Below are 13801 nucleotides of genomic sequence, written 5' to 3'. Positions count from 1 at the left end.
GGCGGACAACACCCGCTCGCGGCGGACACGATCGAGGCTGGGCTGAGCGGACGCGTTGTCCAGCAGCAGCAGAAACAAGTCCTCGGCGATCTGCGCCATAGGCGGACTGTAAACCGCCCCGCGGCGGGGCCGCGAATTAGGAGTCCGCGGCGCAGCCGCGACTTAGGAGTGGTAGGGCTCCGCGCTGACCAGCGTGACCTTGACGGTGTTGCCGTTGGGCACGGTGTAAGTGCGGGTGTCGCCCACCTTGGCATCGATCAGGGCCTCGCCCAGCGGGGACTTCGGCGAGTACACCTCGAGCTTGCCGTCGCTGACGCCCTCCTGGCGGGTGGCGATCAGGAAGGTCTCCGTGTCGGACTCGTCGCCGTTGTAGCAGACCTTCACCACCGAGCCCGGCAGCGCGACGCCGGACTGCTTGGGCGCCTCGCCGACCTTCGCGTTGTTGAGCAGGTCTTGCAACTGACGGATGCGCGCCTCCTGCTGACCCTGCTCTTCGCGGGCGGCGTGGTAGCCACCGTTCTCGCGCAGGTCGCCTTCCTCGCGGCGGTCGTTGATCTCCGCGGCGATGACCGGACGATTCGCAATCAAGTGATCGAGCTCGGCCTTGAGTCGGTCGTGTGACTCCTGGGTAAGCCAGGTCACGGAAGTGTCCGTCATCTCGTCGTGCTCCTCGTATGTTGTTCCGCGAGTTCGCGTTTGAGTCCTGTTAGCTCCGCCGCTCCCGACATGTGCGGGTCCCGCCCCGTGTGCTGCCGCTCCGTTTGCTCACGGCCGCTAATGCAGCAACACGGTCCCAACCGGAACCGTGTATTCATCCATGTTACCACCGCGCAAACAGTTGATGACCCCATATTCGCAGTTCGTCGCGGATTAGGAGGTCACGCCGGGCGCAGGTAGGCGGGCACATCGGTGCCGCAGCCATAGATGTCGGCCACCACCGGCGGTTCGGAGGATTTCACCGTCGTGGTCACCTGCACGGTGGCGGCGTCCGACGGCGGAACCAGCAGCTCTCGCCGGCCCGTCTCGCTGCCGTCCTGCGAGCGGACCCGCACGATGCAGTCCACCGGCCGCGACGGATCCGATCGCGTCACGCTGATCGTTATCGAGGCCGTGTGGTCGTCGATCACCCGATAGCCGGCCATCGTCCCCTTGACATCGCTGGTGCCGAATCGGTGATAGCCGATGAGGGCAACGACGAGCCCGGCCACGATTACCAGCGCGCCCAACGTGACGATCAACCACCGCCGGGGGATACGCGACAGCCGGGAGCGCCCGTAGCGGGCCTCCCGACGCTCAATCGGGGTTTCGGTCATGCCTGGTTATGCCTGATTGTCGGCTGCTCGGCACCGGCCGACAGCATGCAACGAACTCGAAACTGGAATTATAGGGTCAGACCGGGCGACCACCAGGTGAGACAAGGGGGCACGTGAGCGAATTGCGGTTAATGGCGGTGCACGCCCACCCCGACGACGAGTCCAGCAAGGGCGCGGCCACGCTGGCCCGCTACGCGGACGAAGGCCATCGAGTGCTGGTGGTGACGTTGACCGGTGGTGAGCGCGGCGACATCCTCAACCCGGCGATGGACCTGCCCGAGGTGCACGGACACATCGCCGAAATCCGCCGTGACGAGATGGCCAAGGCCGCCGAGATACTCGGCGTCGAGCACACCTGGCTGGGGTTCGTCGACTCCGGATTACCCCAGGGTGACCCGCTACCGCCGTTGCCCGAGGGCTGTTTCGCGCTGGTGCCGCTGGAAGAGTCGGTCGAGGCGCTGGTCCGCGTGGTCCGCGAGTTCCGCCCGCACGTCATGACCACGTACGACGAAAACGGCGGCTATCCCCATCCCGATCACATTCGCTGCCATCAGGTTTCGGTCGGCGCGTTCGAGGCGGCCGGTGATTATCGCCGGTTCGGCGACGCCGGCGAGCCGTGGACGGTATCCAAGCTGTACTACAACCACGGCTTCCTGCGTGCCCGGATGCAGTTGCTGCACGACGAAGCCATCAAGCACGGTCAAGAACCCCCGTTCAAGAAGTGGCTCGAACATTGGGACGCCAAGCACGATCCGTTCGAATCCCGGGTGACCACACGCGTCGAGTGCTCGGCGTACTTCAGCCAGCGCGACGACGCGCTGCGGGCGCACACCACGCAGATCGACCCCGACCACGACTTCTTTGCCGCTCCCATCGAATGGCAGCAACGGCTTTGGCCCACTGAGGAATTCGAGTTGGCGCGTTCGCGGGTTCCGGCTCGGCTGCCCGAGGACGACCTGTTCGCCGGAATCGAGGGCGACTTGTGAATCACCTGTATCTCGCCGCCGCCGGCTGGCAAGCCGACGGCCCGCCGCACCACACCGGCCCCGATTTCGGCAAGGCCAGCCCGATCGGGCTGCTGATCGTCGTATTGCTGTTGATCAGCACGCTGTTTCTGCTGCGTTCGATGAACCGGCAGTTGAAGAAGGTGCCGGAAACGTTTGATCCCAAGCACCCCGAACCGGACCAGGCCGCCGACGAGGGCACCGACGCGGTCGATGGTGGCAGCGCCCGGGATGAGGCGAACGGCTCGCCGCGAGCGCCGGGGCCCGGCGATGAGCCCGGCTGACCCCGCTTCGACGAATACCCTTGGGCTGGCGACCAGCCCGTATCTGCGCCAGCACGCCGACAATCCGGTGCATTGGCAGCAGTGGACCCCCGAGGCGCTGGCCGGCGCCGCCGCGCGCGACGTGCCCATCCTGCTGTCGGTCGGCTACGCCGCCTGCCATTGGTGCCACGTCATGGCCCACGAATCATTTGAAGACGACGAAGTAGCCGCCGCGATGAACGCGGGATTCGTCTGCATCAAGGTCGACCGTGAGGAACGCCCGGACATCGACGCGGTGTACATGAACGCCACGGTCGCCCTCACCGGGCATGGCGGCTGGCCGATGACGTGTTTCCTCACGCCGGACGCCCGCCCCTTCTTCTGTGGGACCTACTATCCGAAAGAAGGCTTCCTGCAACTCCTCTCGGCTGTATCCGCTACCTGGCGGGAGCGCCGCGGCGAGGTGGAGGAGGCCTCCGACCATATCGCCGGCGAGCTACGCAAGATGGCTTCGGCTCTTCCGGGACTGCCGGGCTACGGCGGCCCGTCGGTGGCGCCGGACTTGTGCGACCACGCCGTCGCCACGCTGCTGCAGGAGCGCGACGCGGTGCACGGCGGGTTCGGCGGCGCGCCCAAATTCCCGCCGTCAGCGTTGCTCGAGGCGCTGTTGCGTCACTTCGAGCGCACCGGCTCACCGGCGGCGCTTGCGGCGGTATCGCACACCGGCAACGCGATGGCGCGCGGTGGCATCTACGACCAACTCGGCGGCGGCTTCGCCCGGTACAGCGTCGACAACGCTTGGGTGGTACCGCATTTCGAGAAGATGCTCTACGACAACGCGCTGCTCCTGCGCGCGTACGCGCAATGGGCGCGGCGCACCGGTGACCCGCTGGCGCGCCGGATCAGCGCCCAGACCGCCCGGTTTCTGCTCGACGATCTGGCCGACGGTGCCATGTTCACCTCGTCGCTGGACGCCGACGCCGACGGCCGCGAGGGTTCGACCTATGTCTGGACGCCGGCGCAGCTGAACGAAGTGCTCGGCCCCGACGACGGCCCTTGGGCGGCAAGCATTTTCGCGGTTACCCAGAACGGCACGTTCGAGCACGGCACCTCGGTGCTACAGCTATCCGCCGATGCCGACGATCCGCAGCGGTTGGAACGCGTGCGGGCCGCGCTGCTGGCGGCACGCCTCACTCGAATCCAGCCCGGGCGTGACGATAAGGTCGTCACGTCGTGGAATGGCCTGGCGATCACCGCGTTGGCCGAGGCCAGCGTGGCCCTCGACGAGCCCGAACTCGCCGAAGCCGCGCGGCGCTGCGCGCGGGCGTTGCTGGATCTGCATGTGGTCGACGGCCGGTTGCGACGCGCCAGCCTGGGCGGCGTGGTCGGCGACAGCGTTGCCATCCTTGAGGACCACGCGATGCTGGCGACCGGGCTTCTTGCGCTGTATCAGCTGACCGCCGAGGCGATCTGGCTGACTTCGGCAACCGATCTGCTGGACACCGCGTTGGCGCACTTCGCCGATCGGGCGCAACCCGGCCGCTGGTTCGACACCGCCGACGATGCCGAGCAATTGGTGCTCCGGCCCGCCGACCCGCTGGACGGCGCGACTCCGTCGGGTGCGTCGTCGATCACCGAGGCGCTGCTGACCGCCGCGCACCTGGTCGACGGTGACCGTGCCGAGCGGTATCTGCGCGCGGTCACCGAATCGCTCGGCGCGCACTCGGTGCTGCTGGAACGCGCGCCGCGGTCGGCCGGGCACTGGCTGGCCGTCGCGGAAGCGGCGGTGCGCGGACCGCTGCAGATCGCGGTTGCCTGCGACCCGTCGGCCTCGACGCTGCTGGCCGACGCGCGCCGGCTGGCGCCGGGCGGGGCCATCGTCGTGGGCGGGGAGGTGGATTCGTCGGCGCTGCTGGCCGGCCGGCCACGGGTGGGAGGCGCCGACGCCGCTTATGTCTGCCGCGGCCAGGTCTGCGACCTGCCGGTGACCGGCGCAACCGAACTGGCCGCCGCCCTGGGTGTCGCAGGTCACTGAAGCCGATGGTGGCGACCCGCTGCGCCCGGCTGCGCCGCGCTGGCGATCACCACTAGCGCGGGGTTACCCTGCGTCCCATGCCGAATGCCGCCAGGACCGAAGCGATCAGAAACACGGTCAACCGCTACATCGAATTGGTCGCCAAGGGCAGCGCCGATGACCTGGTCGAGTTGTACGCCGACGACGCCACCGTCGAAGATCCGGTCGGCGGCGAGGTGCACATCGGCCGGCAGGCGATCCACGGCTTCTACTCCGCGGTCAACGAAGTGCAGCGCGAATGCGAACTGGTCACGCTGCGCGTTGCCGGCAACGAGGCGGCCTTTCAATTCCGGCTGACCGTGACCGCGGGCGAGCACCGCATGGTGATCGAGCCGATCGACGTGATGGTCTTCGACAGCCGGGGCAAGATCGCCTCGATGAAGGCTTACTGGTCGCCGGAGGACGACGTCACCCCGGCCTAATCGGAGTGACGAGGCAGCCCTAGCCGCCCGCCAGCCAGGCGTGGTCGCCCGTGTAGAAGACGGCGAACCACATGGCGATGTAGTGCAAAATCGCCGCGATCGCGGTGAAGGCGTGGAAGAACTCGTGATAGCCGAACGTCTTCGGCCACGGGTCGGGCCAGCGCAGCCCGTAGAAGATGCCGCCCACGCTGTAGAACACGCCGCCCACCGCCAGCAGCACCATCGCGGCCACGCCGGCCTGGTGCACGATCGTGGGGGCGAACCAGACGGCCACCCACCCCAGGAGCAGATAGAGCGGCACGCCGAGCCAGCGCGGCGCCGTTGGCCAGCACATCTTCAACGCGATGCCGGCGGCCGCGCCGCCCCACACGATGCACTGCACCAGCACCCCGGTGTTCTGCGGCATGGCCAGCCGCGCGAACGGGGTGTAGCTACCGGCGATGAAGACGAAGATCATCGAATGGTCGAGTCGCTTCATCCGGCTGCGCGTGACGTCTGACTTCCATTGCACCCGGTGATAGGTGGCGCTGACCGCGAACATTGCCACCGTCGCCGCGGCGTAGACCAGCGTCGAGTGGCCGGCGCGGGGCGAGGAGACCGCCCACGACACCGACACCAGCGTGGCGCCGGTGATGATGGCCAGCCACGCCGAGACGAAGTGGATCCAGCCGCGCATCCGGGGCTTGCCCAAGAACTGGGCGGCACCCTCGACGAGCTGCTCGACGGTGTTGCCCGGAACGATCGACTCGGGTTCGGGCTCCGGGTTGGGGACGGTGCTGGTCTGGCTGCTCATGTCTCCGGTGTCTTGTTCTCGCAACTTTGGATACCAGTGGGAAGGTCGTTGAAGGCTGCTCAGGATCCACAGTAGCGAGGGATGGTTACGGCACAGTCTCGACTTCTCAAACGACCGGTCCGAAATGAGAACGGGTGAATAGATCACCGCTGGCAGTAGGGTAAATGCTCGTGGAAATTATCCCGCCGCGTCTCAAAGAGCCGCTGTATCGCGTCTACGAGCTGCGGCTACGGCAGGGCCTGGCCGCCTCGAAGTCCCAGCTGCCGCGGCATATCGCCGTGCTGTGCGACGGGAACCGACGGTGGGCCCGCGACGCGGGATACGAGGACGTCAGCTACGGCTATCGGATGGGCGCGTCCAAGATCGCCGAGATGCTGCGCTGGTGTCAGGAAGCCGGCGTCGAAATGACGACGGTCTACCTGCTGTCCACGGAAAATCTGCAACGCGATCCCGACGAGTTGGCCGGGCTGATCGAAATCATCACCGACGTCGTCGAGGAGATCTGCGCACCGGCCAACCGCTGGAGCGTGCGCACGGTCGGGGATTTGGAACTGCTCGGCGACGAGCCGGCCAGCCGGTTGCGCGGTGCCGTCGAGTCCACGCCCAGCGTCGCGTCCTTTCACGTCAACGTGGCGGTCGGCTACGGCGGCCGGCAGGAGATCGTCGGCGCGGTGCGTGCCTTGCTCAACAAAGAACTCGCCAACGGCGCCACCGCCGAAGAACTCGTCGATGCGGTGACCGTCGACGCCATCTCCGAGAACCTCTACACGTCTGGGCAACCCGACCCCGACCTGGTGATCCGCACCTCGGGCGAGCAACGGCTGTCCGGATTCCTGCTGTGGCAGAGCGCGTATTCGGAGATGTGGTTCTGCGAAACGCATTGGCCCGCTTTCCGCCGCGTCGACTTCTTGCGCGCGCTGCGCGACTACAGCCGGCGGGATCGCCGGCACGGCAAGTAATCACCGGAGGTCTTAAGGGCCCGCTTGCCTGCGTGCCACACTGAGTGCATGGCTGCGCTGTCGGCGATGGTGTTCACGCTGAGCGCCTGGCTGGGTCTCTATCTGGCGGCCCGCGATCCGCGCAAACCCGTCCTCGCACTGGCGGCGATCGGACTGTGTGGATTCGCGCTCGTGGTGGGGCTGGATGCGGTTCGGACCGCCAGTGCCGCGTACGCCCAGGTGTTGAGCAGAGCCGAGATCTACCTGGCGACCATCCCCGGCCTGGCGTGGTTCGCGGTGCTCGTCGAGCTGTCCCGGCCCAGTGACGGCGCGCGGGCGCGCACCCGCGAGTTGTTGCTCGTGGCCGGGGTTGCCGCGCTGACCCTGTTCGGGGCGGCGTTGGCCGGCAGCGTCGACGGGCCGCTGCGGCCGGGTCACTGGTTGATGTTCGCGGTGATCTCGGTGTCGACCCTCGGCGCGATGGTCGTCGCGTTGCGCCGCCCGCGGCGCCCGAGGCCTGCGGTGGGACTCGCCATTACCGCCACCCTGTTCTTCGCGCTGAGCAATGCGATCCTGATCATTCCGCTGGGCCTGGTGCCCAGCTGGGTTGCGTTGGCGTCGACGAGTTGCGACGTCCTGGGGCTCGGAGTCGCCGTCGCGCTATGGGACGCGTTCGATGAGGGCCACGCGCTGCGCGCTGACATGCTCCGTTCGTTCGCCGGTTCGGTGACGGTTGCCGTGCTGTTCGGCGGCCAGGCTCTGATCGGGTTGGCGGTGACCCGCGACGATTCCGGCGCGCAGACCGCGCTGACCGTGCTGCTGTTCACCAGCCTGGCGATCGCGATCACCGTGCAGGTGCTCGCGGATCCGCTGGCTGGGGTGCTCGACCGGCTGGCATTCTCGAAATCGCCTGCGCTGCGGGCGGATCGGGCCACGCTGCGGCATACCGGTGCCGCCCTGCCGCTGCGGCAGGAGCACCCGCTCGCCGACGTCGACGACGTCACCTTCGCCAGGCTCACCCGGCGGGCGCTGGGCCACTACGGCGACCTGACCAAGCTGGTCGCCAGCCCGCTGACCGCGTTACCGGTGATCGACGAGCGGCTGGCCGCCCGGGGAGCCCCCGACCATCCGATCGAGCGGGCCAACGAACTCAAGGCCGTGCTGGCCGACGGCATAGCGCGGCTCAAACCGCGCGACGGCGGCGACTTCGGGACCACCGAGCAGTGGCGGTACTACAACTCGCTGTATTTCCCCTACGTTGTGGGGGTGCGCGCCTACGCGCAGAACGCCACCGCCTCGGGCCTGGATCCGACCGCGCGCCAGGCCTGGCACTGGTTCGTCACCGAGGTGCCGCAGCGTTCGCTGCACAATTGGCAAAACGCCGCGGCCCGGCTGATCGCCGCCGATCTTCGTGGCCGGGTCCCGGTTCCCAGCGACTAGCACGGGTACTTCAGTCACCGCGGTCGCCGGACGGCACAGTGCTGTTCCCGTGCGCCTGGGACTTGTGGGGCCGATGAGGCTCATCGGGCTGGCGCGTGTCAAATATTTACCCGCTGATGGGAATAGTCGGGTGAACCACCTCGTCGTTGTATCCGTGGCAGTAGTTGGCAGCGCCACGAGTCGATATGGCAGTGCACTGGCGGCACCCTCAAAGCTGATCGACCCAACCCGCCATCGCGAGGAGTAAGCACATGAGCTCTATTACCGGCGTATCAACCATCCCAACCCGGCCCCTCTACGACTCGACGGACTCGCTGTTGCGTTTTGCCGTGCGGGCCGACGCGACCCTGACGGGGATGTTCGGTTTGGCCATCGCCTTTCTCGCCGACCCGATTTCGTCGCTGACCGGCCTGACGTCCTTCCAGGAATACGGCGTCGGCGTCGTTTTCGTGCTCGCCGGCCTGCTGGTGTTCAGCCTCGGGGCGCTGCCGGAACTGCGCCGTGTCGGTATCAGCGTCGTGGTGGTCAACGTCGCATTCACGCTGGCATCGATCGTGGCCGCGGAAGCGCTGCCGCTGACCGTCACCGGCGTGGCGTTGACGCTGGCCAGCGCTGCGTACACCGCGGCGTTCGCTGGGCTGCAATACCTGGGACTGCGTCGCCTCGAGGCGTGATCTGCCCTGCGGTGGGCGCGGCGTTAAAGCTTGCGCAGCCGCAGCCGGTTGATGGCGTGATCGGCATCTTTGCGCAGCACCAGCGTGGCGCGCGGCCGGGTCGGAAGGATGTTCTCGACCAGGTTGGGGCGGTTGATCGAGCGCCAGATCTCGCGAGCGGCGGCGACCGCCTTCGTGTCGTTCAACGCCGAGTAGTGGTGAAAATGCGATTCGGGATCCGCGAACGCGGTGCTGCGCATGGCCAAGAATCGCGATACGTACCACTGCTCGATGTCCTCGATTCGGGCGTCGACGTAGACCCCGAAGTCGAACAGGTCCGACACCATCAGGGTCGGACCGGTCTGCAGAACGTTGAGGCCCTCCAGGATCAGGATGTCGGGGTGGCGGACCACGTGCTTGGCCCCGGGGATGATGTCGTATTTGAGGTGCGAATAGACCGGCGCGCAGGCGTAGTCCGAACCGGATTTGACCGACGTCACGAAGCGCATCAACGCCCGACGGTTGTAGCTTTCCGGAAACCCTTTGCGGTGCATCAGGTTCCGCCGGTCCAGCTCGGCATTCGGGTACAGGAAGCCGTCGGTGGTGACCAGATCCACCCGTGGGTGATGGTCCCAGCGCGCCAAGAGCGCCTGCAGCACACGGGCGGTCGTCGACTTGCCGACCGCCACGCTGCCGGCCACCCCGATGATGAACGGCACCGGCCGGTCCGGGTTTTGCTGAGGTTCGCCAAGGAATTCGGCGGTGGCGGCAAACAGTCGCTGCCGCGCGGCGACCTGCAGGTGAATGAGCCGGGCCAGTGGCAGGTAGACCTCTTCGACTTCGAGCAAGTCGATTTGTTCACCCAAGCCACGCAGGCCGACGAGCTCTTCCTCGGTGAGGGCCAGCGGCGTCGACATACGAAGCGCACGCCATTGCTTTCGGTCGAACTCCACATAAGGGCTCGGCTCGCTAAGCCGCGGCATAGTGCAAGTGTTACAGGAGCGCCGAAATGCCCCACGGCTGGGCTGGCGAAAAGTCAGCGCTGGATAGACTGGCGGCCGTGACTGCTGCACCTGATGCCCGCCCCTCGACGTCTGTGATGTCCGCCCCGCTGGCCGAGGTCGACCCGGATATCGCCGAGCTGCTCGGCAAAGAGCTCGGCCGGCAACGCGACACCCTCGAGATGATCGCTTCGGAGAACTTCGTGCCGCGCGCGGTGCTGCAGGCGCAGGGCAGCGTGCTGACCAACAAGTACGCCGAGGGGTTGCCCGGGCGGCGCTACTACGGCGGCTGCGAGTTCGTCGACGTCGTGGAGAACATCGCCCGTGACCGGGCCAAGGCGCTCTTCGGCGCCGACTTCGCCAACGTGCAGCCGCATTCGGGTGCGCAAGCCAACGCCGCCGTGCTGCACGCGCTGATGTCGCCGGGGGAGCGGTTGCTCGGTCTGGACCTGGCCAACGGGGGTCACCTGACACACGGTATGAAGCTGAACTTCTCCGGCAAGCTCTACGAGAACGGTTTCTATGGCGTCGACCCGACGACGCATCTGGTCGACATGGACGCGGTGCGCGCCCACGCGCTGGAATTCCGGCCGAAGGTGATCATCGCCGGCTGGTCGGCCTACCCGCGGATCCTCGACTTCGCGGCGTTCGCCTCGATCGCCGACGAGGTCGACGCCAAGCTCTGGGTGGACATGGCGCACTTCGCCGGCCTCGTCGCGGCCGGACTGCACCCGTCTCCGGTGCCGCACGCCGACATCGTCTCGACCACCATTCACAAGACGCTCGGCGGCGGCCGCTCGGGCATGATCCTGGGCAAGCAGGAGTACGCCAAGGCCGTCAACTCGGCGGTGTTCCCGGGCCAGCAGGGCGGCCCCCTCATGCACGTCATCGCCGGCAAGGCCGTCGCGCTGAAGATCGCGAGCACCCCCGAATTCGTCGAGCGGCAGCAGCGCACGCTCTCCGGCGCGCGCATCCTCGCCGAGCGGCTGTTGGCCGCCGATGTCGCGAAGGCCGGCGTGTCGGTGGTCAGCGGCGGCACCGACGTGCACCTGGTGTTGGTGGACCTGCGCAACTCCCCGCTCGACGGTCAGGCCGCCGAGGATCTGCTGCACGAGGTCGGCATCACCGTCAACCGTAACGCCGTGCCCAACGACCCGCGCCCGCCGATGGTCACGTCGGGGCTGCGAATAGGGACGCCCGCTCTGGCCACCCGCGGCTTCGGCGACGCCGAGTTCAGTGAGGTTGCCGACGTCATCGCCACCGCCTTGGCGGCCGGCAGCTCGGCCGACGTGGCGGGCCTGCGGCAGCGTGTGACGCGGCTGGCGCAGGAGTTTCCGCTGTACGACGGCCTCGAAGACTGGGCGCTGGTCGGCCGCTGACTCGGCGTCGGTGCGGCCGGTCGGCGCGGCGAAACGTGTCTGAGGACCAAAGTCATCAGTCGACGCGACACGGCCCGGTCGATTTCATGAACCTGTGTACGCGGGTTACAGTTATCTCATGGCACAGAGACCTGTCGCTAACGCGCTGACCCTGGAACTCGAGCCGGTCGTCGAAGCGAACATCGACCGCCACCTGTCCACCGAAGAAATCTGGTTCGCGCACGACTACGTGCCGTTCGAACGGGGCGAGAACTTCGCCTTCCTGGGTGGACGCGACTGGGACCCGTCGTCGATGACGCTGCCGAGGCCGTTGACCGACGCCTGCGAGATCTTGCTGCTGCTCAAAGACAACCTCGCCGCGCACCACCGCGAGCTGGTCGAGCACTTCATCCTGGAGGAGTACTGGGGCCGCTGGCTGGGCAGGTGGACCGCCGAGGAGCACCTGCACGCGATCGCGTTGCGTGAGTATCTGGTGGTGACCCGCGAGGTCGACCCGACCGCCAACGAAGAGGCCCGCGTCCAGTACGTGATGAAGGGCTACCGCGCCGACACCTACTCGCAGGTGGAGACCCTGGTGCACATGGCGCTCGTCGAACGCACCCACGCGGTGTTCGGCGAAAACCTGGCCGCGCAGCTCGAGGAGCCCATCCTGTCCGGCCTCGTCGACCGGATCGCCCGCGACGAGCGGCGCCACGAAGTCTTCTTCTCGAACCTCGTCGCGCACTGCATCGAGTACACCCGCGACGAGACGATCGCGGCGATCGCCGCGCGGGCGGCCGACCTGCAGGTGCCCGGCGCAGACATCGACGCGTACCGGGACAAGGTGCAGAACGTCGAGAAGGCAGGCGTTTTCGGCCCGGAGCAACTGCGTCAGGCGATCTCCGACCGGATCACCGCATGGGGGCTCGCGGTCGAGCCCCAATTGCGGCAATTCGTCGTCGGCTAAGCCGGCCCGCGCGCATCTCTCGACATCGGCCACCCATTGAAGGTGGTCGCGGCTCTCCACGTCGGCGCGCCTGCACAGCGGGCACGCGGCCACGGGAGTAGCGTCGTTCTCGATGGTCAGCGTCATGCTCTGCTGCCAGGGCGGCACCTCCCGTCACCACAACGGAGGGACCGGCCCCGGTCCTGGTGCTGCGGTTCCCGTCGACATGCCTGTGCGGGTCCGCGCGGGCTCATCCCGCTCGAGGAGCGCTACGTGACCGATATCCGGACCTACGTGATCGACACTTCCGTGCTGCTGTCCGACCCCTGGGCCTGTAGCCGGTTCGCCGAACACGAGGTGGTTGTTCCGTTGGTGGTGATCAGCGAGCTGGAGGCCAAACGCCACCACCACGAGCTGGGATGGTTCGCCCGCCAGTCGTTGCGGCTGTTCGACGACCTTCGGCTTGCGCACGGACGGCTGGATCAGCCGATTCCCGTTGGGACGCAGGGCGGTTCGCTGCATGTCGAGCTCAACCACACGGACCCCTCGGTGTTGCCGGCCGGCTTCCGCAGCGACAGCAACGACTCCCGGATCCTGAGCTGCGCCGCCAACCTCGCGGCCGAGGGCAAGCGAGTTACGTTGGTCAGCAAGGACATTCCGCTTAGGGTCAAGGCCGCCGCGGTGGGGCTGGCCGCCGACGAATACCACGCGCAGGACGTCGTCGCCTCCGGATGGTCGGGGATGCGTGAGATCGAGACCGCCACCGAGGACATCGACGCCTTGTTCACCGATGGCGAGATCGATCTGGTGGAAGCGCGAGACCTGCCGTGCCACACCGGTGTCCGGCTGCTCGGCGGCAGCTCTCATGCGCTGGGCCGGGTCAACGCGGACAAACGCGTTCAGCTGGTGCGCGGCGACCGCGAGGCGTTCGGACTGCGCGGGCGGTCCGCCGAACAGCGGGTGGCGCTCGATCTGCTGCTCGACGAGTCGGTGGGCATCGTGTCGCTGGGCGGCAAGGCCGGCACCGGCAAGTCGGCGCTCGCGTTGTGCGCCGGTCTGGAGGCGGTGCTGGAGCGGCGCACTCAACGCAAGGTGGTGGTCTTCCGCCCGCTCTACGCCGTCGGCGGCCAAGAGCTGGGTTATCTGCCCGGCAGCGAGAGCGAAAAGATGGGCCCATGGGCGCAGGCCGTCTTCGACACCCTCGAGGGTCTGGCCAGCCCTGCGGTGCTAGAGGAAGTGCTGTCCCGCGGCATGCTCGAAGTGCTGCCGCTGACCCACATCCGGGGCCGGTCGCTGCACGACTCGTTCGTCATCGTCGACGAGGCGCAGTCGCTGGAGCGCAACGTCCTGCTGACCGTGCTGTCCAGGTTGGGTACCGGATCGCGGGTGGTGCTGACGCACGACATCGCGCAGCGCGACAACTTGCGGGTGGGCCGCCACGACGGGGTCGCGGCGGTGATCGAGAAGCTCAAGGGCCACCCGTTGTTTGCGCACATCACCCTGTTGCGCAGCGAGCGATCGCCGATTGCCGCCCTGGTCACCGAGATGCTGGAGGAGATCGCCGGCCCGCAGTGAGGGCGCCTGACCAGCGCGCTC

At 67.5% G+C, this 13801-nt stretch carries 14 protein-coding genes and 1 pseudogene; 10 read left to right on the top strand and 5 right to left on the bottom strand.

The annotated features are described in order from the left end of the window. The 3 genes and pseudogenes from VFW69_RS01610 to VFW69_RS01600 all read right to left on the bottom strand — a co-directional run. Positions 1-99: pseudogene (locus VFW69_RS01610) on the bottom strand (GOLPH3/VPS74 family protein); the annotation flags it as partial. A 63-nt stretch (positions 100-162) separates the two neighbouring features. Next, positions 163-657, bottom strand: a complete 495-nt coding sequence (gene greA / locus VFW69_RS01605; RefSeq protein WP_526497467.1) for a transcription elongation factor GreA — start codon at positions 655-657, stop codon at positions 163-165. A gap of 221 nt (positions 658-878) precedes the next feature. Next, positions 879-1313 (bottom strand): DUF4307 domain-containing protein, encoded by a 435-nt coding sequence (locus VFW69_RS01600; RefSeq protein WP_526497465.1) that lies wholly within the window; start codon positions 1311-1313, stop codon positions 879-881. A gap of 113 nt (positions 1314-1426) precedes the next feature. On the opposite strand from VFW69_RS01600, the gene mca reads away from it, so the two are divergent. The 4 genes from mca (at position 1427) to VFW69_RS01580 (ending at position 5076) form a co-directional block, all read left to right on the top strand. Next, complete coding sequence (mca, locus tag VFW69_RS01595; RefSeq protein WP_526497463.1) at positions 1427-2299, top strand: mycothiol conjugate amidase Mca; 873 nt, start codon at positions 1427-1429, stop codon at positions 2297-2299. Continuing rightward, positions 2296-2601: a hypothetical protein gene (locus tag VFW69_RS01590; RefSeq protein ID WP_526497461.1), complete on the top strand. Its 306-nt coding sequence runs from the start codon at positions 2296-2298 to the stop codon at positions 2599-2601. Before mca ends, VFW69_RS01590 begins: the two co-directional genes overlap by 4 nt. Next, entirely contained in the window at positions 2588-4615 is a 2028-nt protein-coding gene (locus VFW69_RS01585) for a thioredoxin domain-containing protein (protein ID WP_526497459.1), read from the top strand. Before VFW69_RS01590 ends, VFW69_RS01585 begins: the two co-directional genes overlap by 14 nt. 77 nt (positions 4616-4692) lie before the next feature. Then, positions 4693-5076: a nuclear transport factor 2 family protein gene (locus tag VFW69_RS01580; RefSeq protein ID WP_067128652.1), complete on the top strand. Its 384-nt coding sequence runs from the start codon at positions 4693-4695 to the stop codon at positions 5074-5076. Positions 5077-5095: 19 nt separating this feature from the next. On the opposite strand, the gene trhA is transcribed toward VFW69_RS01580, so the two are convergent. Further along, positions 5096-5869, bottom strand: coding sequence for a PAQR family membrane homeostasis protein TrhA (gene trhA / locus VFW69_RS01575; protein ID WP_526497456.1), 774 nt, complete (start codon positions 5867-5869; stop codon positions 5096-5098). 170 nt (positions 5870-6039) lie between these two features. Between trhA and VFW69_RS01570 the strand changes: the two genes are divergently transcribed. From VFW69_RS01570 to VFW69_RS01560, 3 genes are all read left to right on the top strand, one after another. After that, positions 6040-6828, top strand: coding sequence for a (2Z,6E)-farnesyl diphosphate synthase (locus VFW69_RS01570; RefSeq protein WP_526497485.1), 789 nt, complete (start codon positions 6040-6042; stop codon positions 6826-6828). A 48-nt stretch (positions 6829-6876) separates the two neighbouring features. Further along, positions 6877-8247 (top strand): hypothetical protein, encoded by a 1371-nt coding sequence (locus tag VFW69_RS01565; RefSeq protein WP_526497454.1) that lies wholly within the window; start codon positions 6877-6879, stop codon positions 8245-8247. 251 nt (positions 8248-8498) lie between these two features. After that, positions 8499-8921: a hypothetical protein gene (locus VFW69_RS01560; protein ID WP_526497452.1), complete on the top strand. Its 423-nt coding sequence runs from the start codon at positions 8499-8501 to the stop codon at positions 8919-8921. Positions 8922-8944: 23 nt separating this feature from the next. Here VFW69_RS01560 and coaA read toward each other — a convergent pair whose 3' ends face one another. After that, entirely contained in the window at positions 8945-9883 is a 939-nt protein-coding gene (gene coaA / locus VFW69_RS01555; protein WP_526497450.1) for a type I pantothenate kinase, read from the bottom strand. 116 nt (positions 9884-9999) lie between these two features. Here coaA and glyA point away from each other — a divergent pair, with 116 nt between their 5' ends. The 3 genes from glyA to phoH2 all read left to right on the top strand — a co-directional run bounded on the left by glyA (position 10000) and on the right by phoH2 (position 13780). Beyond that, the gene (gene glyA / locus VFW69_RS01550; RefSeq protein WP_526497483.1) at positions 10000-11280 is read left to right on the top strand and encodes a serine hydroxymethyltransferase; all 1281 of its coding nucleotides are present in this window, start codon (positions 10000-10002) and stop codon (positions 11278-11280) included. A gap of 118 nt (positions 11281-11398) precedes the next feature. Then, a complete protein-coding gene (locus VFW69_RS01545; RefSeq protein WP_526497448.1) occupies positions 11399-12226 on the top strand; it encodes an acyl-ACP desaturase in 828 nt (275 codons plus the stop codon). Between the two features lie 252 nt (positions 12227-12478). Further along, positions 12479-13780 carry an RNA 5'-3' helicase PhoH2 gene (gene phoH2, locus VFW69_RS01540; protein ID WP_526497446.1) on the top strand — a complete coding sequence of 434 codons (1302 nt, stop codon included), beginning with the start codon at positions 12479-12481 and terminating at the stop codon, positions 13778-13780. The last annotated feature ends 21 nt before the right edge of the window (positions 13781-13801 follow it).

Origin of the sequence: Mycobacterium sp. (assembly GCF_036273375.1) — a bacterium.
Taxonomy (GTDB): domain Bacteria; phylum Actinomycetota; class Actinomycetes; order Mycobacteriales; family Mycobacteriaceae; genus Mycobacterium.
The sequence above is the reverse complement of the archived record's forward strand: the minus strand, read 5'-3'. Positions and strand labels throughout refer to the sequence as shown.

What these genes read in the sequence shown, in the direction of transcription:
- greA (WP_526497467.1), bottom strand. Translation starts at nt 657, where the DNA reads ATGACGGACACTTCCGTGACCTGGCTTACCCAGGAGTCACACGACCGA.
- VFW69_RS01600 (WP_526497465.1), bottom strand. Translation starts at nt 1,313, where the DNA reads ATGACCGAAACCCCGATTGAGCGTCGGGAGGCCCGCTACGGGCGCTCC.
- VFW69_RS01585 (WP_526497459.1), top strand. Translation starts at nt 2,588, where the DNA reads ATGAGCCCGGCTGACCCCGCTTCGACGAATACCCTTGGGCTGGCGACC.
- VFW69_RS01580 (WP_067128652.1), top strand. Translation starts at nt 4,693, where the DNA reads ATGCCGAATGCCGCCAGGACCGAAGCGATCAGAAACACGGTCAACCGC.
- trhA (WP_526497456.1), bottom strand. Translation starts at nt 5,869, where the DNA reads ATGAGCAGCCAGACCAGCACCGTCCCCAACCCGGAGCCCGAACCCGAG.
- VFW69_RS01565 (WP_526497454.1), top strand. Translation starts at nt 6,877, where the DNA reads ATGGCTGCGCTGTCGGCGATGGTGTTCACGCTGAGCGCCTGGCTGGGT.
- VFW69_RS01560 (WP_526497452.1), top strand. Translation starts at nt 8,499, where the DNA reads ATGAGCTCTATTACCGGCGTATCAACCATCCCAACCCGGCCCCTCTAC.
- coaA (WP_526497450.1), bottom strand. Translation starts at nt 9,883, where the DNA reads ATGCCGCGGCTTAGCGAGCCGAGCCCTTATGTGGAGTTCGACCGAAAG.
- glyA (WP_526497483.1), top strand. Translation starts at nt 10,000, where the DNA reads ATGTCCGCCCCGCTGGCCGAGGTCGACCCGGATATCGCCGAGCTGCTC.
- VFW69_RS01545 (WP_526497448.1), top strand. Translation starts at nt 11,399, where the DNA reads ATGGCACAGAGACCTGTCGCTAACGCGCTGACCCTGGAACTCGAGCCG.